A 22955-nucleotide genomic window follows, 5' to 3' on the forward strand; every position below is an offset into this window, starting at 1 on the left:
TGGCTTTTGCTGTGGGGGAAACCCCGGCTCCTGAGCGCAGCGAAGGAGAACGGGGAGGGGGCAAGACTCCCCCATGTCAAAAGCCTTAAGAAAACAAGGGGCTGAAGTGTTAAGTGAAAAGAAATATCCCCTTCCCGTGAACGGTCTGCGGAATGGACTACGGGTTCACCGGATATTTACATTCAAGAAGTGTTTTTGCAGCAGAGACGATTTGGGAATCAGACTTCTTCAGGTGGAAACGCCACCACCTCGTTGATATCTGACGAATTTGTGAGCAGCATTACCAGGCGGTCTATCCCAAGTGCCATGCCCGCGCATTCGGGGAGCCCGCTTAGTGATGACAGAAACTCTTCAGGCCAGGGATAGGCATTCATACCCTGTTCTTTGCGTCTTAAGGCCTCTTTCCTGAATCTTGCCTCTTGTTCTTTCCGGTCAGTGAGTTCGGAAAAGCCGTTGGCTATCTCAAGGCCGCCTGCATACATCTCGACTCTCTCAGCCACCTTGGGGCCGGATGGCTTCAACCTGGCAAGAGATGCACAGTATGACGGATAATCAATTAAAAAGACCGGAAGATCCTGAGGCAGATTGGGTTCTATCTTTGTTACCATATCTTCATTGAACCGGTCCAAATCCGGTACGATGCACGGTGTCCAGCCGGCATATTTTTCAAATGCCTCTTTTATGGTCATCCTGGGAAACGGGGGGCTGATGTCGATCTTTCGGCCTTTGTATGTGACTGAATAACCTTTCCAGCCGGCCGCCCGGGCTGTTATTTCCATTATGGCTTCACAGTCAGACATAAGGGCATGATAGTCTGCGCCAGCCCTGTACCATTCCAGCATGGTGAACTCGGGGAGATGATGACAGCCCTGCTCTTCCTGTCGAAATACAGGCCCTAATTGAAAGATCCTGTCAAGTCCCTCTGCCAAAAGGCGTTTCAGGTTGATTTCAGGTGAGGGTATCAGATACAGGTCCGGCTTGCCCTTTCCCTGGGAAACCGGAAATGCCTCGATGGAGGTCTCGGGTACAGGGGCCTTAATCATAAGAGGGGTCTGGACCTCAAGAAATCCCTGCCCTGACAGATATGACCTGATGGCTTTTATAATTTCGCCGCGGCTTTCCAGTATCGCGTGCCTGGAACGGATTTTCCGGGCCTTGCGGATAGTGTTACCCGGGTGGCGGGAAAGCCTGTTCAGATCAGGTTCTATTTTTTGCCCGCTCCACATATTCCCCTGTGCGGGTGTCAATCTTCAGGATATCGCCTTCCTTTATGAAAAGGGGTACCTGGATCTCGTGGCCTGTTTCAAGTGTTACAGGCTTTGTGGCACCAGTGGCCGTGTCTCCCCGCATTCCAGGAGCAGATTCTTTCACCTCAAGTTCAACAAAAGTCGGCAGAGAGATGTCAATAGGAACACCCTGGAAAAAGAGGATGTCAACCTCCATATTTTCCAGTAGAAAGTTTTTTGCCTCTCCCATCTGGCTGTTTCTCAGGGATACCTGATCGTAGGTATTTGTATCCATAAAATGAAAGCCTTCATCGTCCCTGTAGAGATATTGCATATGCACTTCGTCAAGGTTGGCCGGTTCGAATTTATCCCCTGAGCGGTAAGTACGATCCACAGTATAACCGGTCACCATGTTTTTGAGCTTGCATTTATAAAGGGCCTGCCCCTTTCCGGGCTTGGAAAACTGGAAATCAGTGATGATATATGGTTCTCCGTCGATGGCTATTTTTAGTCCTTTCCTGAGGTCTGAGGAGTCGTACACTTCAATTTTCTCCAGCGGATTTTTTTTCTATCAATAGCTTATAACTTCCGTAAGTTCAAGAACGTTTCCTATTTCAGGGATGATTGTATGATCACCACATCTCCTTCAACAGTATAGGTACAGGTGAACCACAGCGGGGAAAACGGAAGGAGCAGCATGTCCACAGGGCTGAATTCACTTTTTATGGATATATTTATTATCCCATTGCCTTTGTATTCATGTAGCTGCTTTTCAAAGACCTTTTTCAGGGGCGGGTGCCTCCAGGTCACAAGTCCGAAAAGCCCGAAGTGGGCCTTCATGCTATCCTTGAAGTGCTTTACTTCCAGCACTCCCAGCGGCACCGGGTCATTGAGACATAGAGGAGAATCCATGTCCATAAGGTCCAAATGGACAGAAGCGCACCCGCAGAGCAAAAAAACGCAGACCAGAATCGAAAAAGATTTCTTAAAAGCGGACTGAAAATTCATCATATTTTCCTGTCGGCGTCTCTTTGTGGAATTCCACCTTGTCTACCCTTGAGCAGGCAGGGCCTTTATGGCACCAGCTTATCAACTCGTTCACAGCCCGGGAAGGCCCCTCGGCCACGAGTTCCACCCGGCCGTCGGGGATATTCTTTACCCATCCTTTGAGCCCTAATCGCTTAGCTTCGGCCCTTGTATTTGCCCTGAAAAACACTCCCTGAACCCGTCCACTCACAAATACGTGTACACGCTCTGTAGATTTTTCTGCCATTGCAGGTACCCCAAAGTGATTTTGTAATTTGTAGTTGGATTGGCCTCCTGGGCCTTGATCCATAATATACCGGAAAAGTCTGGCAGATCCGATCTTGCGTTTCCCTGCATGGCGATATTCTAAGCCTGCTATGAAAGAACGTCAATGTGAGCGGAATTCCTGCCTGCATTGCTCCTTACCCAATTATCATATATTTTTTGCAATAATTGATCAAAGTATATAGCCCGGAATTATCCCAAATTATGCACTTCAAACACCGAACAATAAGGAACAAATAGAAAAATCAGTAAGTTATGGTGTATTGTCCAGTTTGGAATGTTCACCCAAAAGGTGCATTCCACCGGAGTTAAAAATTGTTCGGTATTTGAAGTCACAAGGGGCAGCCAATTTTACCAAATCTGCTTTGTTGTCAGGCACTTGAAGTACAAAAGTACGTCTGCGTGCCTTCCGCCTCGCATCTTTGGCAAACTTGGCTGCTGCATAATTCGGGATTATAGGCCGAATTGTAATTCGAGTTGAAATTTGGTAAATATTTTTATGAATCGTGGTCCACTGAAGCGGGCCGGATCGCACCGGCCCCCTGGTCTGCAATGAATAAGCCTTGAAACCCGGAAAAAAGAATCGATATATGATACATTCCTGCCCTAAACATTATACATATGGTCAGGACAAGGCCTTCATTCCAAAAGAGACTATAAAGACGGTATTAAACCGGCTGAAACGAAAGAAGCTGTTTTGTTTAAGCAATATTTTACGCATAGATGAACTTGATAAAGTAGGCATTCCGGCCTTTATTTGTGAAATTGAGTCCGATTTGGGAATAGGTAACAGCTGCGGGAAGGGTGTATCCATAGAGCAGGCAAAGGCCAGTGCCTTGATGGAGGCTGTTGAACGTTATAGTTGTGAGTTATTTATAAAAGAAAGAAAGCCTTTTATTGTTTCCAGCTATGATAATTTAAAAGAAAATGCGTTGAGTCCTTTAGATTTACTTTTACCTTTACCCTCTGTTTATCAAACAGATGAGATATTAGAAGATTTAAAAAAGATCCCTCTTCCCTGGACAGAAGCCTTTTCTTTAACTTATAATAAATCTATACTTTTCCCTCTGCATTGGTTTTATCTTATTTATGGTACTACAGGATTTGCTAGTGGAAATACGATACAAGAGGCAATACTTCAGGCAATAGGAGAGGTAATAGAAAGGCATAATGTTTCAAGAATAATAAAAGGAAAGTTACCTACCCCCTCTATTGATATTTCTTCTATTGATCACCATATTGCGAAGTCATTGATAAAAAATTTCTTTAATTCAGGCATTGAGCTTTATATCAAGGACTTTTCCATGGGATTAAACATTCCAACTATAAGTGTCCTTGCCTATGATTCAAATCCACCAACAAATACAGTCATGATATATAATGCAGCAGGTGCACACTTGAATCGTGATTTTGCCTTAATTCGTGCCCTGATTGAACTGGCTCAACATAGGGCGCAGATTATTTTTAACGAAAAAAGACATAAACAACCAGGGGGACCTACCTATTGCTTTCCATATTTTAAAACCTTGGAAGAGGCTTCATATTTAATAGAAAATAAAGAAATTATTTCTTTTAACAAGATACCTACTTATAAACATGCGGATTTTAAAATAGAGATAGAGAGGGCGGTAGATTTAATTAAACAGAATAATCTGGAAGTAATTATAACTAACACTACCTGTTCTGAGCTTCAAATACCGGCGGTGGCGGTTACAATCCCTGGGGCCAGGCTTAATCGGCCAAGTACAATGCTGAATCCTTATTTTTTTATGGCAAAAATATGCAAGGATGCAGGAAATTACAAAGATGCCGTAGGATATTTTGAAAAATCTATGGAAATTGATCCCGGATATAAAAATATCCCCCAGATTTTATGCGATATAGCTATTTGTTACAAGAGGCTGAAAATGTATCAGCAGGCAAAAGAATATTTTGAAAGGGTCCTGAATTTATCACCAAAATTAGTCCTTTCGAAGAAGTTCTTATATGATTTCATGGAAGTAATCAGTTTTTTACAGTAATAAAAAGCGGTGTAATCATGAGTGGAAGCGAAGCAGGGCAGTGGTCTGATTGGCGCTGGCAGCTTTCAAACCGGACCAGGGGACTTGGTGCACTGTCAGAGTTCTTGCAACTTGCTTCACACGAGGAAGAGATTTACAGAGATGTCATTGCACGATACAGGTATGCCGTTACGCCTTATTATCTCTCCCTGATCGACTGGTCAGATCCCGATGATCCTATCAAAAAGCAGTGCATCCCTGATCCAAGGGAGATAAGTTTTTCACTTCCTGGTTCAGAAGAAGACCCTCTGGCCGAACGGGCGCACATGCCGGTTCCCGGCCTGATTCACAGGTATCCCGACCGTGTACTGGCCATGGCAACCGGTACATGTGCCGTGTATTGCCGTCATTGCAACAGGAAACGCACATGGAGAAACCCGGAGGCCGGCAGTACAAGAGAGGCCCTTTATCGTATGGTGGACTATGTGGCAGGCAATCCACGTGTCCGTGAAGTCATTGTCTCCGGAGGAGATCCGCTCACAATGCAACAGAGGCTGCTTGACGAGTTCCTGAAGGCATTAAGAAAGATACCTCATGTTGAGGTGCTGCGTATTGGTACCAGGATACCTGTTGTTCTCCCCATGCGCATAACTGAAGATCTGTGCCGGATGCTGGCCAGACACCGTCCCCTTTGGATAAATACCCATTTTAATCACCCCAGAGAGATCACTCCCGAGTCCGCAGAGGCGTGCGAAAGGATCCTTAGGTCAGGGATACCATTGTCCAATCAGACAGTCTTGCTGAAGGGGGTTAATGATTCCCCGGGAGTGATACGAGATCTGTGTCGCGGACTCCAGAGGATCATGGTAAGGCCCTACTACCTTTTTCACTGTGATGCAGCACAGGGGACAGATCACTTTCGAACAGATATCAGGAAAGGTATAGGAATTATTCAGGGGATGTGGGGCAAGATAGGTGGTATGTGCATTCCGAACTATGTTGCGGATCTGCCTGGCGGCGGCGGGAAGGCCATGATGATGCCTTCATATCTGCTTGAAGTCGGCAAAGATGAGGCAATATTCCGCACCTTTGAAGGGAAGATAGTCCGGTATCCTTGTCCCGGAGGAGCGGACGCCCTGGTCTGATTATATCTTATTCATGCGACCCCGCCATCCTGAACTCGCTGAAGACGAGTCGGCAATACTTCATGGGATTTTTCAAGAATCTTGGCAGTGACAGCGTATAATTAAGGTATTATTATTTTAATAAGCCGGATTCCACTGGTTATCTTAACACGGGAAGAGAAAGCATGGAATTAAAACATGCCAAAAGCCTGATCTTGTCTCTTCTTGGCAATGATCCTTCAATTTCAGGCAAAGTACGTTTTTGGGATGGCTCTGAAATGTCTTTTGGGAGAGGGGCTCCGGCATTTGTCATACATTTCAGGGTACCGGATGCATTTGATGCCATCCTGACAGATCTGTCCACAGGATTCGGAGAGGCTTATGCAAGAGGCGATATAGAGGTGGATGGAGACCTGGGCGAGGTGCTGAGCCTGGCCTACAAAGAAGATCTCTTTTTAAAGTTTTCACCAGCACAAAAGGTCCGTCTCTGTTGGCTGAATTTAAGGCGTAAGGCGGGTCTGAAACAGACAAAAAGAGACGTGCAGGCCCATTATGACAAGGGCAATTCCTTCTATCAGCTATGGCTCGACAAGGGCCTTAATTACTCCTGTGCATATTTTATTAACGAAGATGATTCCCTGGAGCAGGCACAGCTACAGAAGATACATCATACGCTTCACAAGCTCAGGCTCAGGCCGGGACAGAGGCTGCTCGATATCGGGTGCGGTTGGGGAAGCCTGGTGATGGAGGCCGCCAGATCTTACGGAGCGAATACCGTTGGCCTGACTGTTGCCGAGAACCAGTATGAACTCGGATGCAGGCGAATAGAGAAAGCGGGATTGTCAGGTAAGGCAGAAATCCGGCTTCAGGACTACAGGGAGGTCCCTGACGAAGAGCATGGGACCTATGACCGGATAGTATCCATTGGTATGTTTGAGCATGTAGGCAAGGAGAATATCCCGGCCTTTTTTGATAAAGCAGCAAAACTGCTCCGTCCGAAAGGAATATTATTGCTGCATACCATCGCACGGTTGAAACCCGAGCCCACGGATACATGGATACGAAAATACATATTCCCAGGCGGCTACATACCCGCTCTTGGTGAAATAATAGAAAATGCACAGGATACTGGTATTGATTTTTTAGACTTGGAGGACCTGCGACCCCATTACGACCTGACCTTGGGCTGTTGGATAAGGCGGTTTAAGGCAAACATCACGCAGATCAGGGAAATGATGGGCAAAGAGTTTACAAGGATATGGATGCTTTATCTCCTTGGTTCTCAAAGGGCATTTCGGCATGGCACACTGCATGTTTTCCAGTTTCTCTATTCTATGGGACGCAGGACAGACCGGCCCTTAAATTTAAGAAAATTCGAGTTTAAAAACATATCAGGGAGCATAAAAGCCCTTATCAACCCTTGATACAGGCCATGGGTCTCATTATTGCCACTATTCTTGCAAGTCCTGCCCTGTACGTGGAATCCACTACCCTTGTGACATCCTTATATGCCTCGGGCGCCTCTTCTGCCGCGCCCCGGTAACTCGCTGCCCGGATGAGGATTCCCTTGCGGGCCAGTTCGGCAACTACCTTCCGGCCTTTCCAGCGTTTCAGTGCGGCCCTTCGACTCATTGAACGGCCTGCACCGTGGCATGCAGAACCCCAGGCCAGGGCCTCTCCGGTCTCCTGGCCTGCCAGAATATACGAACAGGTCCCCATGGTCCCACCTATAAGCACGGGCTGACCGACGCCTCTGAATGCTTCGGGTATCTCGGCTCTGCCCGGACCAAAGGCCCTGGTAGCCCCTTTTCTGTGGACATAAAGGCGTTTCACTCCGCCGTTTGCCTTGTGTTTTTCAATCTTGCACGTATTGTGGCTGACATCATAAAGGATTTTCAAGCTCGTATTTGGAAATATTTCATGGAAGACCTGGCGGGTAAGATGAGTGATTACCTGTCGATTGGCAAGTGCACAGTTTACCCCGCAGGCCATAGCCTTGTAATATCTCTCTCCCTCAGGAGATCTTATCGGGGCGCAGACAAGCTCCCTTTCCCTGATCGGGATCTGATACTTCTTGCAGGCCTTGCCAAGCACCTGAAGGTAATCGGTACCGATCTGGTGACCCAGTGCCCTGGAACCGCAATGGATTGCCACTACTACATCTCCTTCTTTCAAACCAAAGGCCTCGGCCGAGGGCCGGTGAAATATCTCTTCCACGTACTGTATTTCCAGATAATGGTTCCCTGAGCCAAGGGTCCCAACCTGCCGGTACTGCCTGTGCTTGGCAACATCTGAGACGCAGGAAGGATCGGCACCTGGCAGCCTTCCTTTCTCTTCCATATAATCCAGGTCTTCAGGAAACCCGTAACCCAATTCTACTGCCCACTGGGCACCTCCTGTGAGGACGTCATCCAGTTCGGCAGGTGCAAGCCTGATCTTGCCTTCAGAGCCTACACCGGATGGAACGACCTGGAAGAGTCGATCAATAAGGGGTTCGAGAAAGGGCAGGATTTCGTCCTTTGTCAGGCCGGTAAGCAGGTTCCTGACTCCACAGGAAATATCATAGCCGACTCCGCCTACGGAGATTATGCCGCCTTCGTCCGGATCGAAGGCCGCTACTCCCCCGATGGGAAAGCCATAGCCCCAATGGGCATCAGGCATGGCAATAGCAGCCTTCACGATCCCGGGCAATGAGGCCACGTTACTGAGCTGTTCGCGGACCTTTTCATCCATCTCGGAGACCAGTTCCCGGCTGGCAAAGATGAAGGCCGGTACCCTCATGTCCTTATCCATTGGGATCTCCCACTGATACTCTCCCAGACGTTTCAGTTGTTTAAGCTCCATTTGTCACCTCGAAAATACTTTTTGAAAGATGAACGTCCAACGTCGAACATCGAACGTCCAACGTCGAATGAAAAACAAATATCCAATACCGAACATTCAATCGCTATTTCTGTTTCCACATCTTTTCCCATTCAACATTCGATGTTGGACGTTCGATGTTCGATGTTCATCTTTTAGTAGTTCATTAGTCCATTTAGCGCTTATGGCAACGAAAGCCACCATCACAAACGTTTAGGTTCATACATCTACAACACACTGGACAATCCACCATTCTCCATCCTGCCTGACTGCCAGTTCCGTGAAGGTTGCTCCCTTGACCTCCAACCCCCGCCGGTGCCTTGAGAAATCAAAGGGCTCTCCCATTGCCGTTCCTGCAAGTCTGAGGTCCTGCAATTTCACTTTGAATTCGCTGAATATCAATCTTTGCAAGTCGGATTCAGCCAAAAGGGAATTAAGCCAGGCAACAAACAGACCTTCCAGATCAAAGGACTCGCAGGAAATCGTGACCGATTTCTCAGGTATGACTGCATCAAGGTCTTCAACCAAGAGAGAAAACATTGACTTCGCCCCATTTTCAAAGGCCTCTGACAGTGTCTTGCCCCTACCTCTTATCCCTATGTCAGCACCGTGCTCAAAGGTCTCAAAGAATGCCGTCATATCCGCTCCACTTCTTGCGTCCCCATTCTATCCATCCCCAGGCAGAAAGTCCGGTAAAGACTACAAACAGGGCCGCTTGTGCATAAATGCCATGGTAGATATTCACTATTATCCAGCCGATGTTGGCTACCGTGTAGACTGCAAAACCAGAACGTTTTTTTCTGATGTTCAGTATCGCCCCTATTATACTGAGAGCGGTAAGTGTCCAGGGAAAAATATGATTCATGATTTTGCTGAAAATACTCCATCTGCTGCGTTACTACAATTCCCTCGTCACTGCGACGTATACCCAGTACGCCTTGTTCCTTGGAAATCTCGCTCCTTACATCCGGAGCATTTTGAGCGGAATCACAGTTTAATTCATTTCAGGTGCGGCAACATAGCCTTGAATACCGGGGTCCCGGCCTTCCCAAGCAGCTCGTAAACCGCCATCTCTGCCGGTCCTACAGATGCTCCGGTGGCTTCCATCCGGCTCAAAGCTAATTTAGCATTTCGCTTTTTCCGGGATGATACTGCATCAGCCACTATCCATGGCCTGTATTTCATTTTGATTGCGCAAACGGCAGTCTGATAAACGCATATATGGGCCTCAACACCTGTCATAATCAGAGTGTCAACAGAGACAGGCAGATTGGTAAGGACCTGTTTCACATTATAGTTTGCCAGGGCACTGAACTCAATCTTGTCTACACAGGTGACATCAGCAAGCAGCTCGGCAAGCTCTGGTGCAAATGGTCCGAGGCCCTTTTTATATTGTGTTGTTGCTACAATAGGTATCTCCATAGCCTTGGCGCAGTGTATCATAAGGGCGGTATTGGCTATTACCCTGTCTGGTTTGTAAACGGCCTTCATGAGACGCTCTTGTGGATCAATGACCAGGAGACAACAGCGTCTGGGGTTCAGGATATCAAGTTGATCAGGTTTCATAAACTAGTTCCTTATAAAAAAGGACGCGTGTATTATAACATGCGTCCTTTTTATCGAAACTGCAAATTCGGAATTAGAAATTAGGTAACAAATTTACATCGTTGTGTTTTTCCAATTTCCAATTTCAAATTTCTACTATTCCTCTCCAGCGTATTTTGGCCTTGTTGTGATACGCGCAAGGATAACTCCTGCAATCAACAAGGCCCCTGAAATATAAAAGGCAGTATTCAGACTGCCTGTCATATCTTCAATCGTACCGCCCAGTCTTGCCATGAAAAAGCCTGCTCCCCAGCCGAGAAATACCAGGCCGTAGTTGAACCCGAGGTTCTTGGGCCCGTAGAAGTCGGCAGTAAAGGATGGCAACAGGGCAAGACCGCCGCCATACTGCCAGTAAGCAATACCCACGACCAGGAACAGAAGCGGCACATTCTGCATCGCAATTACAAATGGTAATGCGAATAGGCAGATGGCGGATATAGTACAGTTTATGGTGTAGGCATTAACCCGCCCGATCTTGTCTGAATAAAAACCCGTACCGACCCGTCCGGCTGCATTGACAAAACCTCCAAACGAGACAAGAATCCAAGCGTTGGCCGCGAGGAATGGGATGTTTTTGCCTGCTTGAACCATCAGGCTTTTAGCGTTCGCAATGATCAGAAGACCGGACTGTGTAGTGAGCATGAACATGAATACCAGGGCATAAAACTGCCAGGTCTTCAACATCTCAGAGGCATTCCAATTATGCTTGGTTGCCGCTGCCATCTGCTTGACGGTTGCTGCAACTTTCGAGCCCGGGGGCACATATCCTTCAGGAGGCGTTAGCAGGAGCTGACCCGCAATGATAACCACTACTGCGAACAGTATTCCCAGACCTACAAAGCTTCCTGTTATGCCATAGTGGTCAATCAGATACTGTGCCAGAGGGCCGATATACAGGGCCGCACCTCCATAACCGCCTACCACAAGACCTGCAACCAGACCTCGTCTGTGGGGACCGAACCACTTCAGGGCCGCAGGCGTGGGAGAGGCATAACCAATACCCATACCAATACCACCGAGTATGCCGAAACCAAAAACGAGCCCGGCATAGCTCTTCATCAATCCGGCAACGATACAACCTGCGGCAAGGAAAAGGCCGCCCACGGTTGCACCCACCTTGGGGCCGAATTTATCCTGTATGCGGCCTCCTGGGATCATTAACAATGCAAAGATGATAATGCATAGAGAAAAGGGTGTTGCAGCCTGGGCATTGGTCAGATAGGTCCAACCTGCATTCATGCCCTCTTCAATGACTTGGCCAGCCTTATCCACGTTGACCAGGGACGATTTCCATATGCTCCAGGCATATAATATACCCAGACAAAGGTTGATGGCAGTGCCTGCAAAGGTGGTTATCCAGGCCTGTATTGGTTCTTTTGTAACTTGACCTGTTGTCATATGTTTATCTCCTTCTTAAAGATGCTCGTAAGCGTTCACAGGGCACCGCATCTGCTTTGTTGCCTGCCTGCCAGCAGGCAGGTCGGGCACTTGAAGTACAGGAAGTACGTCTGCGTACCCTCCGCCTCGCATCTGTAGCACCCTGTAAACGCTTACAGCTCGGTGGCTTGCGGTAAAACGGACGTCGTAACCATGTGATGCAATGAACTATTCTTTTGACATCTTATAGATTTCAGCGACGATCTCGGGATTTGCCAATGTAGTTGTGTCGCCCACGTCCCTGTCATTGGATATGGCTGCAAGTACCCTGCGCATAATCTTTCCTGAGCGCGTTTTCGGCATATCCGGTACGATCCAGACCTTTCTCGGCTTTGCGATTTTACCGATGCTATCACAGAGACTCTGTGAAATTTTGGCAGCCAATTCCGGACTGGGATCGTATCCCGGCTTCAGAGAGACATACAGGTCAGGGACCATTCCCTTTATCTCGTCCGCTGCAGGGACAACCGCCGCCTCTGCTACTTCAGGGACGTCAAGAGAAGCGGACTCGAGTTCCTTGGTCCCAAGCCGGTGTCCGGAGACATTGATCACATCGTCAAGCCTTCCAAGGATACGGAAGTACCCGTCTTTTGCCAACACAGCGGCATCGCCTGAGAGGTACGGCCAGTCACGCCAATTCTTGCTGTTTTTGTCTTTGCAGTACTTTGCAAAATAGGTAGAGACATATCGGTCACGGTCCCCCCATATGGTCTGGAACTGGCCGGGCCATGGATTCTGTATGCATATATTGCCTGCCTTTCCCGATCCGGCAGGAACTATGTTCCCATCATCGTCATAGATTATCGGATAGATACCCGGCATACCTGGACCTGCGCTGCCAGGCTTCATCGGCTTTATTGCAGGCACGGTACTGCAGAGAAAGCCTCCGTTTTCCGTCTGCCACCATGTATCGACTATTACGGCTTCACCCTTACCAATCACATGATAGTACCATTTCCATACCTCAGGCTCGATCGGTTCGCCGACAGTGGTCATGTGCTTGAAATGATAGTTGTACTTGGCAGGTTCATCAGGACCGACTTTTCTCAGGGTCCGTATGGTAGTCGGCGCAGTGTGGAAGATATTTACATCAAGCTCTTCTGCTATCCTCCATGCCCGTCCTGGATCAGGATAGGTAGGCACGCCCTCGTAAATAACTGAAGACGCGCACAGGGCCAATGGACCGTAAACAATATATGAGTGGCCCGTGATCCATCCGATATCCGCCATGCACCAGTAAACGTCCTCCGGATGGATATCCTGGATGTATTTTGATGTGCCGGTTACATAGGCAAGATAGCCGCCTGTGCTGTGCTGACATCCCTTGGGCTTTCCTGTGGTGCCGCTGGTATACATCAGGAACAGAGGGGCCTCGGCAGGCATGGGTACCGGATCAATTCTTTTACCGCGATAGTCCTTGAGCAGGTCATTGACAAAGTAATCGCGACCATCGATCATGGGTGTCGGAGACGAGTATTTGCCGGGGTAACGCTGCCATATCAGGACCTTGTCAACAGTCTGCCCCTCCTTTTTCGCCTTTTCAACAGCTATGTCAGCGTTCTTTTTATGATCAAGGAGATTGCCAGCCCGGTAATACCCGTCAATAGTTATCAACACGTTGCTCCCGGAGTCCACTATCCTGTCTGCGCATGCACTTCCGCTGAAACCTCCAAAGACCTCGGAGTGAATAATACCGAGCCTGGCGCAGGCAAGCATGGCTATAGGGAGTTCCGGCACCATCGGCATGTGAAGCGTCACCCTGTCTCCTGCCTTCAGGCCTGCAAAGTCTCGGAGGAGTGCGGCAAACTCATTAACCCTTATATAGAGTTCCTGATAGGTGATATGCTGAATGCGTTCATTCTCAGGTTCAGGGACCCAGTGGATTGCCGTCTTGTTTTTGTTCTTTTTAAGATGCCTGTCCACGCAGTTGTAGCAGGCGTTTATCTTTCCGCCAACAAACCACTTCCAGCAAGGTGCATCACTTGTATCAAGGGTCGTATGCCAATACTTATACCAGTCCAGCAAATCAGCATATTCCTTGAAGCATTCAGGGAAATTATCAAGGCTGAACCGGTCATATATATCTTCATCTGTCATATTTGCCTGGGCAATGAACTTTGTGGAAGGATAAAAGTAGTCTTCCTCTTTCCAGTGAACAGCAATTTCTGCTTTAGATGTTTTTACAGATTCTTTTTTTAACATGGATCAAACCTCTTAATATTTTATGACTGTATGCATGTGAAATCGAGATCAGATGTGCACATGGTCGGCCATGAGGTGCTCTTCTACTTTGCGGCACTTCGGAATCCAAACGATGTGATATTTGCAATCCTACAATGTGTAGCTTAAGCTATGAATGTTATTCATAGGCAGTCTCCCTTCCCGTAAACTTCGCGCGGTTCACGAAGGGAAGGCTGTTTATTTATTCCCGGAACTGTCAAACTCTGGGAATCCCCCGGCAGAGCCGGGGGGGTTACCCTTGATTAATCAAAAAAGATGTTCAATTTTCTTTTTTATCCTTAGAACAGATACTTCATTGAGACCGTAAAGCGGTTTCCTGTATGAATTTGTTGATGCCGCTCAGTCTCGATGTAAATATACTCTGCACCGACCTTAAGTGGTTTGGACAGTGAATACCAGGTATTGATGAAGTACTGTTCGTTGCGCGTGAAGCGACGGTCGTTGGTGTCGGTCAGGTCGCCTATGTCGCCATTGTTGGGATTGTCAAAGCCATAACCCGCGGTCATCGTGGTCTTGTCATTGACTGCATAAGTGAGATCGGCCCATCCGCCATATGCTGCTGCAGGTCCTCCGTCCTGAGTCATATCCAGATCATAGCGCAGGAAGTTGCGCCCGATGCCCTCACCGGTCCAGAGCTCACCCTTAAAAGTGAGAGGTCCGGTGACATACTTCAGCTCGCCGCAGACCAGCCAGCGGTCCGTGTTATTAGAAGTATTCTGTCCGTAGTCGGCATGCCGGTAACCCCCGCCGAAGGCCACGAGGCCGCCCTTGCCAAGGATGTCATTGGAGTACTGTATCCGGCCGAGGAGCCACGGCATACGGTCCTCGTTTTCAGTACTCGTTCGCCTGTGCTTCATCACCGAGGCTAATACCTGGAAATCTCCAAGCTCTTGACGTACTGTAGCCTGGGGGACACGCCACCACAGGTTTCCTGCCGCGGTCAGGATACCGAAGTCAATAGTCGATGGATTGAGCTGTGAGACCGGGATCCAGTCCTGCCCGACTACCATGCTTGTGTGGGTCTTTTCGTAGCCGACATCAATATAGCCCAGGCGCATGCGTGGAATCAGGTTGTTGCCGTTGTTGTCACCGTAGAAATCCGTCTCTATACGTGCCTTGGCCAGCCAGTCATCCCGCTTATGACTTGCCTCAAAACCAATCCTGGTATCGCGGGGGTTGAAGTCGGTAGAGTCGTTTTTGTAATCACTTTCCTGGGCGACTGCACCTACGAAGTCATTGTATTTCTTGAATTCAGCCGTGTCGTAATTAAAGTCGACCTTGACCCTTCCATAGAGTCGCATGTTATATTTGGACCAGACATTGCCCAGGTCCTTCAGACTCCTCAGGGCCTTGACCTCCTCGGCTGTCAGGGCCGGAACCTCAGGGACGGGCTTAGCCGCGAATTGGGGTGCCGGCGGGGCCGTCTCAAGCTGATTGATACGATTCTGCAGGGCCTGCATATTTTTCTGCATCTGCATCATCTGGTCCTGCATGATCTTCATTTGCAGCTTTAGGTCCTCTACAGACTCTCCGTAGGCGAATTCGCCCAAACCTCCGAAAAAACAGATGAGCGAAAGGCTCAAAACAAATATCATCCTCCTGTAAGTGGCAAAAAAACGCTGCATTTAATAAATCCTCCCATCCATATTATATGTCTGAACGGTTAATCCTCGAGGGTTGACAGATCGCCTTCCTTTAATCCTAATTCCCGCGCTTTCAATACACGGCGCATGATCTTGCCGCTCCTGGTCTTGGGAAGTTTGTCCACAAAGTCGATCCCGCGGATGACCACAACGGGTCCCAGGACCTTTCGGACATGTGCCTTCAGTTCGTTTACCAAAGTGTCTTCGTCTTCCTCGACGCCTTCCCTTAAGATGACAAAGATCTTGGCTACCTCTCCGCGAACCTTGTCAGGCACGCCGATGCATGCAGCCTCGGCAACATGTTTGTGACTGACCAGGGCACTTTCGATCTCTGCCGTGCCAATCCGGTGACCGGCGATCTTGAGGACGTCATCAGATCGGCCCTGGAACCAGAAATAGCCATCCTTGTCTTTGGAGGCGATGTCGCCGGCCAGATACGCCCCGGGAATTTTTGACCAATAAGTCTCTTTGTATTTTTCGGGATCCTTATAAAGGGTGGTAAGCATGGCAGGCCATGGCTCTCTGACCACCACATACCCTCCCTTGCCCGGTTCCACGGGTTCTCCATGAGCGTCGACCACGTCCACATGAACACCGGGGAAGGGCTTGAAGGCAGAACCGGGCTTCAATACGTTACATGGTGTTGGCGCTACCATAAACATGCCCGTCTCTGTCTGCCACCAGGTGTCCATGACCGGGCAGTTCTGGTTGCCGATGTTTTCATAATACCAGACCCATGCCTCAGGGTTGATCGGCTCGCCCACCGTGCCGAGGATCCGCAGCGTGGACAGGTCGTGCTTTTTGGGATGCTGGGAGCCGAACCTCATAAGCATCCTGATGGTAGTTGGTGCTGTGTAGAGAATATTGACCCCGTACTTTTCTATGATCTGCCACATCCGATCCGGCCCTGGGAACAGCGGATGCCCCTCATACATGACCGTGGTGGTCCCAACGATGAGGGGGCCGTAGACAATGTAGCTATGACCGGTTACCCACCCCGGATCAGCCGCACACCAGAAGATATCTGTCTCTTTTATGTCAAACACCCATTTTAAGGTCCGGTTGATCCCCACCATGTAGCCGCCGTGGCAATGGACCACGCCCTTGGGCTTGCCGGTTGTTCCTGACGTGTAAAGGATATAGAGAGGGTCGTTGGCATCCATCTTCACGGTCTCAAACTCTGTAGATTCCCCATCCATCAAATCATGGTACCAGAGGTAACGGCCGTCACTCATATCGATCTCTACACCTGTCCGCCGAACCACGACGACGGTCTCCACCGTAGGGGACGCCGTCATGGCCTCGTCCACGACTTCTTTCAGCTTAATGACCTTGCCGTTTCTATGAAACCCATCCACGGTCACCACAAGCCTTGCTTCGGCGTGGTTGATCCGATCTCGAAGAGCAAGAGCACTGAACCCCGCGTAGACAACACTGTGTATGGCACCGATCTTGGCGCATCCGAGCATGGCAACGGCTATTTCAGGTATATTAGGCAGATAAATTGCCACCCGGTCTCCCTTCTTGATACCGAGGGATTTGAGGACATTGGCAAACTTGTTGGCAGCCCGGTAGAGATCATAATAGGTCATGCGCTCGCGGGCGCCGCCTTCGCTTTCAAAGATGATGGCTACCTTGTTCTTACGATGGGTCTTTATATGACGATCTAGCGCATTGTAAGCGATATTGGTCTTGCCGCATGTAAACCACTTGAAAAACGGTGCATCAGAGCGGTCAAGCACCTTGTCCCATTTCTTGAACCAATCTAATTCGTCGGCAGCTTTTTCCCAGAACTCTTCAAGATCTGATTGGCCCTGCTTCAGGGCGTTCTCATAATCATTAGGGTTCAGGTTTGCGTCCACAACCAACTGAGGCAAGGGTCTAAATACCCTCCCCTCTGCCAATAAGGCTTCGGTGGTTTCCTTTTTTGATTCGACTTTTTCTTTGTTCGATTCTTCCATAGATCTTCTCCTTCCTTGTTCGTGTTCTTGAGACAAACTCTTCTCACGTTGTTCCATAGGGCAATCTCTATGCCAGCACGGTTATGCCGATGGCGCGAGGAACGGCCGATGGCTATCTACTTGTATTTATATGGAAAGTTTAGATACTGCGGATGGAGAAAAGTAAGGCAATCATAAATGGCGGAACAGAAAAGTGGGGCAGTTTTACCCGGAGCGGGGACAACTCGCCCAGAGTCCGGGCCTTCCTCCGGCTACGTGATTATTCACTTCCCCCTCTGACAGCCGACAGGGAGTGTGAACGGTTATGTTTTATCGTAAATATTCAGTGAGCCCGTGGTCCACTGGTAACCGGTCACGGGGTGCTTCTTCTTCCAACATGCTCTCGCCCCTTGTTTTCTTAAGGCCTTTGCAGCATGGGAGACCCTCCCCCGTTCTCCTCCGCTGCGCTCCGGAGCCGGGGTTTCCCATGCTGCAAAGGCCAAGAAAACTTACAGGGCTGACGCAAATCGTTTCCAGAAGAAGCACCCTGTGATCAGTTACGTCCATTGTGCTTTCAGAGTTGTCATGCCTTGCCGCAGAAGCGGTTTGCCTTTTGCAGGGTTTCGATCGCGGGCCGGATTGCAGTGCCTCTCCGGTCTGCGATGAGTAAGCTTTGAAACCCGGAAAAAGGTGACCGCTTCAAGGCAGGATATAAAGGGTTCATAAGAATATTTACGTTTTATCCGGGTTAGGGATTGGAGATTGAATCCGCTGGAATTTGATATTTTTTCATCTTCATTCTGAGGGTCTTGCGGTCAATGCCGAGTAATCGGGCAGCGCGGGTCTTGTTCCCATTTGTGCGTTCAAGTACCTTCATAATGTGCAGACGTTCCTTTTCCTCCAGGCGAAGCGGGTCCTTCTTCATAAGCACACTCGATAGCACTGTATTGGTATAGACAAGGTCCTGTCTGGTAATGGTCCTTTGCCGTGCAAAAATCACCAGCCGCTCCACAGTATTCTCCAGTTCCCGGATGTTGCCAGGCCAATGGTATTTTGTAAACGCCTCCATAACATTTGGGGAAAAGCCCTCAATCGTTTTTCCCTCTCTCCTGCCAAATATGCCTAAAAAATGTTTGGCCAGCAGAGGGATGTCGTCTTTACGCTCCCTCAAAGGCGGCAGGTGTATGGAGACCACGTTCAGTCGAAAGAAGAGATCTTCACGAAAGAGTCTCTCGGCGACGGCCTTTTCAAGATTCCGGTTTGTAGCTGATATAAGCCGGACATCGACATCAACGACCTTGTGATCACCCACCTTAGAGATGCGCTTTTCTTCAACAGCCTTGAGGAGCTTGGCCTGGATCTCCAAATTTATGTTGGATATCTCATCAAAGAATAGTGTCCCCCCCTGGGCCATTTCAAATTTTCCGCGTTGGGTTTTGTCTGCGCCCGTAAAGGCACCCTTGACATGACCAAAAAGTTCGGTTTCAAATATGGTCTTTGCCAGGGATCCGCAATCGACTGATATAAAAGGGTGTCCCCGCCTTCGACTCATTTCGTGGATTTTTTGGGCTACAAGCCCCTTGCCTGTGCCAGTCTCACCTTGAAGCAATACCGTGCTCTCTGTGGGGCCAACCATGGCAATCATCTCCTTGATCTTTTCCATAACAGGGCTTTTACTAATAATTTCAGTGCTACAGGTTTCCTGCTTAAGGCTTTGCTTGAGATATAGGTTTTCGATGGTTAACTGGCGATTTCTCAGCACACGATCAACCAGTTTGATTAATTCCTCCGGGGTTATGGGCTTGGCTATAAAGTCAAAGGCCCCAAGCTTAATGGCTTGAACAGCGGTTTTAATAGAACCGTGTTCCGAGATCATGACGACTATGGCCTCGGGGTCCAGATCCTTGATTTTGGCCAAGACAAATAGCCCGTCTTCGCCGGGCAACTTCAAATTTAGGAGGATAAGGTCAAATGACCATTTATCGAACAAAACAAGGGCTTCACGGCCATTTTTCACCAAAGTAACACTGTGACCATGTTTGGCCAGGGTCTGATAACAGGCGTCCTGTATGAGTGCGTCATCGTCAATCACCAGGATCTTGTAACCGGCCTCCATAGATTCCCTCGACTATTTATGCTGCATAGCGCTTTTTTATTTTTTCAAACTTTCCGCAGGTCATCTTTCCCTCAGGACATTTCCCAAAGCGTAGACATTTTGGCCCGGCTCCTTCGAAGATACTCGGGCAGACCTCACGCACAAGCATGAGCATTTGATCGGCCACGCCGCGTATCTCCCACTGCGCCCGGAGGCAGAGGCGTTCTTCAAAAAAATGAAGAAGTGCCCTGGCGTTCATGGTCACCAAGATCTTGGTCTCGCACGCATTAGGAAGCACATAGCGGGCATCTTCGTTACTGGACTCCCCGCTATCGCCCAAGGCCTCGTTCAGCTTCGCATACCGCCTGGCCAGATATTCCATAGTTTCCCGAAAATATTCTTCCGCATCGATCTCCGCGCCATTTTCCTTTACTTTTTTACCCTTGAACTGCGGCGGAATCACATATTCAAACCCATCATGCCGTACATATCGCTGGCTCCGCTGAGAGTAGCTCGCCAGCCGGTGCCGAACAAGCTGGTGCGTCATGGCCCGTGATACGCCCTCAATATAGAACGTAAAGGAAGCATGCTCAACAGGACTCATATGTCCCATATCACGTAACAGTCTAACAAATTTTTTCGCCTGCCCCGGATCCTGGTCAAAAATCGCTTTTGTGTCTTTCGCGTAACACAGCCTGGCGGCAGAAGCGATCAGATCTTCAGGCACATCAGAGTGACGGATCAAACGAACCCTTGCTTTTGTCCTTCTCATACAGCTAAAACTCCTTTCCCCGCAAGGCCTTGGCCGCTGTAACCATATTTTGCAAGGCAGCGTGCACCTCGGGCCAGCCGCGCGTCTTCAGCCCGCAGTCTGGATTGACCCATAACCATTCGGCCTGAAAGACGTTGAGGGCCTTGCGCAACAGTGCCTCTATTTCATCCACGGAAGGTACTCTCGGACTATGGATGTCATATATGCCCGGTCCGATCTCATTGGGGTATTGGAACCGGACAAAGGCATCCAGCAGCTCCATGTCTGAACGCGAGGCCTCTATGGAGATGACATCCGCGTCAAGGGCCGCGACTGCCTCCATGATGTCGTTGAACTCCGAATAGCACATATGAGTGTGGACTTGCGTATCGTCCCGCACACCGGATGAGGCAAGTCGAAACACGTCAATGGCCCATTCGAGATATTCCGGCCATTCATCCCTGCGCAGAGGCAAACCCTCTCGCAGAGCAGGTTCATCGACCTGGATGACGGGGATGCCGACTGCTTCCAGGTCGGCGACCTCATCACGTATGGCCAGTGCGATCTGACACGCCGTCTCCCGACGCGGCTGGTCATCGCGGACGAAAGACCACTGGAGTATGGTGATCGGCCCGGTTAGTATGCCTTTCAGCGGCCGGGCCGTCAACGACTGGGCATACTTGATCCAACGCACGGTCATCGGTCCGGAGCGCCTGACATCGCCATAAATCACCGGAGGCTTGATGCAACGCGTGCCATAGCTCTGGACCCATCCATTCTGCGTGAAGGCGATGCCTTCCAGTTGTTCCCCGAAATACTCCACCATATCATTTCTCTCAAACTCGCCATGAACGAGCACGTCCAGCCCGATTTCCTCCTGGAACCGGATAGCCTTTTCGATCTCCTCCTTGAGGAAGGCTTCGTACCTTTCGGCGGACCAATTTCCTTTTTTGAAGGCTGCGCGTGCCTTCCTGACTTCCGCGGTTTGAGGGAACGAGCCGATGGTCGTGGTAGGCAGTGGCGGCAAATTCAACCTGGCCCTTTGGATTTCCCGCCGGACACGGAACGGGCTCTTCCGCTTAAACATCTTTCCGTCCACATTGGCGACCCGTTCCTTGGCTTGCGGATTATGAATCCGGCTGGACCGGCTCCGGCGTTCAGCTACGGCACGGCTTTCCGCAATCATCTCTGCAACCGCTCCACGTCCCTCGTTAACAGCGCGCGTGAGCATGGCTATCTCTGCAAGCTTCTGGCGAGCAAAGGCCATCCATCCTTTCAGTTCTTCGTCCAGTGTATCTTCGAGTTCCAGGTCGATCGGGCAGTGGAGAAGCGAACAGGAAGGCCCGATAAGGATACGGTCAGGGCCGAGCCTGTCTACCGCTTTTTCAATCAGTTCCAGTGTCTGGTCCAGATTGGTCCGCCAGATATTGCGGCCGTCGATCACGCCAAGCGAGAGCATCTGGTTTTCTGAAATCCGATCCACAGCCCGGTCCAGTTGCTGTGGTGCGCGAACAAGGTCCAAGTGAAGTGCCGCCACTGGCAGCCGCAGTGCTGCGTGGAGGTTCTCGCGCAGGTCTCCGAAGTAAGTCGCGAGGCAGATTTTAAGCTTGTCCGTGACCCCATTCAGACGGCCATACGCCGTATCAAAGGCTGCTAATGCATCCTGCCGCAGGTCAAGGGCAAGTATAGGCTCGTCCATCTGGACCCACTGCGCGCCCGAGTCCATAAGCCTGTAAAGGACATCCTCGTAAACGGACAGTAAACCGTCAAGCAGGGTGAGGGGATCCAGCTTATCCTCTCTGTTCTTGCCGAGAAGCAGGAACGAAACCGGTCCCAGGAGCACTGGGCGGGTCCGGATGTCGAGTGCCCGGGCCTCTTTGAACTCATCTATGGGTTTGGTCGAAGCGAGCCGGAATATCTGTCCGGCTTCGAACTCTGGAACGATAAAGTGGTAGTTGCTATCGAACCATTTCGTCATTTCCATTGCGGGGACTTCATCTGTTCCACGTGCCATGGCGAAATAGGTGGCCAGATCGACGGCTCCGCCCTGATACCCGAAGCGTGCCGGGACCGCTCCTACAATGGCCGCTGTGTCGAGCACGTGGTCATATAGTGAAAAGTCATTCGAAGGAATGTGCTCGATTCCGATATCCTGCTGGAGCCTCCAGTGCTCTCTGCGTAATGCTCTTGCGGTGGACTCCAGTTCCCCGGGGCCAATTTTACCCGCCCAGAAACTCTCAACGGCTCGTTTCAGTTCGCGTTTTGTTCCGATTCGGGGAAATCCGAGATTGGTTGCAATTGCCATGACGTATTGCCTGCCCTCCTTCATTAAAAAGTGCGTTGTTTGCCAAAAAAATCCCCAAACTCAAATCATGAGCTTGGGGATATCCCTTTTTTATCCGCAAACATATCCCAACCAACATCCCTTGTCCACGAAGGCGTTGTATATTGTTACAGACAGGTCTTCTGGCTTTCGGATCATCCTACTTGCCGCGCCTTCCCTCCCAGCTTTTGCCGGGCAGTGGCATCAATTGCGGCGTTCGTCCCCGATCACAGCGGCGGGCCCGCTCCCGATTTTCACAGGATTCCCTATTGAGTCTGTCCCGCAAATATTAGTTGCAAAATGAGGCCGAATTCGGTAAAATATTATATAATTTCAACATGATAATTGCTTTTTGAGGGCCTCATGAACTACAATTTCAGAAGCTATAATCCGGAGC

19 protein-coding genes and 1 riboswitch are annotated in these 22955 nt (G+C 49.5%); of the genes, 3 read left to right on the forward strand and 16 right to left on the reverse strand.

The genetic code is table 11. The features are described 5' to 3' along the window. Positions 1–218 precede the first annotated feature (218 nt). The 5 genes from C4B57_10345 to C4B57_10365 all read right to left on the reverse strand — a co-directional run bounded on the left by C4B57_10345 (position 219) and on the right by C4B57_10365 (position 3090). The gene (locus C4B57_10345; protein ID PXF52988.1) at positions 219–1226 is read right to left on the reverse strand and encodes an EF-P lysine aminoacylase GenX; all 1008 of its coding nucleotides are present in this window, start codon (positions 1224–1226) and stop codon (positions 219–221) included. Then, a complete protein-coding gene (efp, locus tag C4B57_10350) occupies positions 1198–1767 on the reverse strand; it encodes an elongation factor P (protein PXF52989.1) in 570 nt (189 codons plus the stop codon). Before efp ends, C4B57_10345 begins: the two co-directional genes overlap by 29 nt. 68 nt (positions 1768–1835) lie before the next feature. Beyond that, entirely contained in the window at positions 1836–2234 is a 399-nt protein-coding gene (locus C4B57_10355) for a hypothetical protein (protein PXF52990.1), read from the reverse strand. Further along, entirely contained in the window at positions 2212–2499 is a 288-nt protein-coding gene (locus tag C4B57_10360) for an acylphosphatase (GenBank protein ID PXF53006.1), read from the reverse strand. Before C4B57_10360 ends, C4B57_10355 begins: the two co-directional genes overlap by 23 nt. 291 nt (positions 2500–2790) lie before the next feature. Further along, the gene (locus tag C4B57_10365) at positions 2791–3090 is read right to left on the reverse strand and encodes a hypothetical protein (GenBank protein PXF52991.1); all 300 of its coding nucleotides are present in this window, start codon (positions 3088–3090) and stop codon (positions 2791–2793) included. A gap of 37 nt (positions 3091–3127) precedes the next feature. On the opposite strand from C4B57_10365, the gene C4B57_10370 reads away from it, so the two are divergent. The 3 genes from C4B57_10370 (at position 3128) to C4B57_10380 (ending at position 7085) form a co-directional block, all read left to right on the forward strand. Next, positions 3128–4558, forward strand: coding sequence for a hypothetical protein (locus C4B57_10370; protein ID PXF52992.1), 1431 nt, complete (start codon positions 3128–3130; stop codon positions 4556–4558). A 17-nt stretch (positions 4559–4575) separates the two neighbouring features. After that, positions 4576–5682: a lysine 2,3-aminomutase gene (locus C4B57_10375; protein PXF52993.1), complete on the forward strand. Its 1107-nt coding sequence runs from the start codon at positions 4576–4578 to the stop codon at positions 5680–5682. A gap of 164 nt (positions 5683–5846) precedes the next feature. After that, positions 5847–7085, forward strand: a complete 1239-nt coding sequence (locus C4B57_10380) for a hypothetical protein (GenBank protein ID PXF52994.1) — start codon at positions 5847–5849, stop codon at positions 7083–7085. Here C4B57_10380 and C4B57_10385 read toward each other — a convergent pair. From C4B57_10385 to C4B57_10435, 11 genes are all read right to left on the reverse strand, one after another. Further along, entirely contained in the window at positions 7075–8505 is a 1431-nt protein-coding gene (locus C4B57_10385; GenBank protein ID PXF52995.1) for an RNA-splicing ligase RtcB, read from the reverse strand. The two genes, C4B57_10380 and C4B57_10385, sit on opposite strands and share 11 nt — an antisense overlap. Positions 8506–8742: 237 nt before the next feature. Then, a complete protein-coding gene (locus tag C4B57_10390; protein PXF52996.1) occupies positions 8743–9162 on the reverse strand; it encodes a hypothetical protein in 420 nt (139 codons plus the stop codon). Beyond that, positions 9146–9388 (reverse strand): hypothetical protein, encoded by a 243-nt coding sequence (locus C4B57_10395; protein ID PXF52997.1) that lies wholly within the window; start codon positions 9386–9388, stop codon positions 9146–9148. Before C4B57_10395 ends, C4B57_10390 begins: the two co-directional genes overlap by 17 nt. A 134-nt stretch (positions 9389–9522) precedes the next feature. Then, entirely contained in the window at positions 9523–10089 is a 567-nt protein-coding gene (locus C4B57_10400; GenBank protein PXF52998.1) for an isochorismatase, read from the reverse strand. A 135-nt stretch (positions 10090–10224) separates the two neighbouring features. Beyond that, positions 10225–11526, reverse strand: coding sequence for an MFS transporter (locus C4B57_10405; GenBank protein PXF52999.1), 1302 nt, complete (start codon positions 11524–11526; stop codon positions 10225–10227). Positions 11527–11733: 207 nt separating this feature from the next. Then, positions 11734–13767 (reverse strand): acetate--CoA ligase, encoded by a 2034-nt coding sequence (acs, locus tag C4B57_10410; GenBank protein ID PXF53000.1) that lies wholly within the window; start codon positions 13765–13767, stop codon positions 11734–11736. 317 nt (positions 13768–14084) lie between these two features. After that, positions 14085–15431: a hypothetical protein gene (locus C4B57_10415; GenBank protein ID PXF53001.1), complete on the reverse strand. Its 1347-nt coding sequence runs from the start codon at positions 15429–15431 to the stop codon at positions 14085–14087. 38 nt (positions 15432–15469) lie between these two features. After that, positions 15470–17410, reverse strand: coding sequence for an acetate--CoA ligase (acs, locus tag C4B57_10420; protein ID PXF53002.1), 1941 nt, complete (start codon positions 17408–17410; stop codon positions 15470–15472). Between the two features lie 727 nt (positions 17411–18137). Further along, positions 18138–19505, reverse strand: a complete 1368-nt coding sequence (locus C4B57_10425) for a sigma-54-dependent Fis family transcriptional regulator (protein PXF53003.1) — start codon at positions 19503–19505, stop codon at positions 18138–18140. A 16-nt stretch (positions 19506–19521) separates the two neighbouring features. After that, complete coding sequence (locus C4B57_10430) at positions 19522–20256, reverse strand: thymidylate synthase (FAD) (GenBank protein PXF53004.1); 735 nt, start codon at positions 20254–20256, stop codon at positions 19522–19524. A gap of 4 nt (positions 20257–20260) precedes the next feature. Beyond that, positions 20261–22540, reverse strand: coding sequence for a 5-methyltetrahydropteroyltriglutamate--homocysteine S-methyltransferase (locus tag C4B57_10435; protein PXF53005.1), 2280 nt, complete (start codon positions 22538–22540; stop codon positions 20261–20263). 133 nt (positions 22541–22673) lie between these two features. After that, positions 22674–22852: riboswitch (cobalamin riboswitch) on the reverse strand. Positions 22853–22955 lie beyond the last annotated feature (103 nt).

The sequence above is a fragment of the Deltaproteobacteria bacterium genome, from assembly GCA_003194485.1.
Taxonomy (GTDB): domain Bacteria; phylum Desulfobacterota; class Dissulfuribacteria; order Dissulfuribacterales; family UBA3076; genus UBA3076.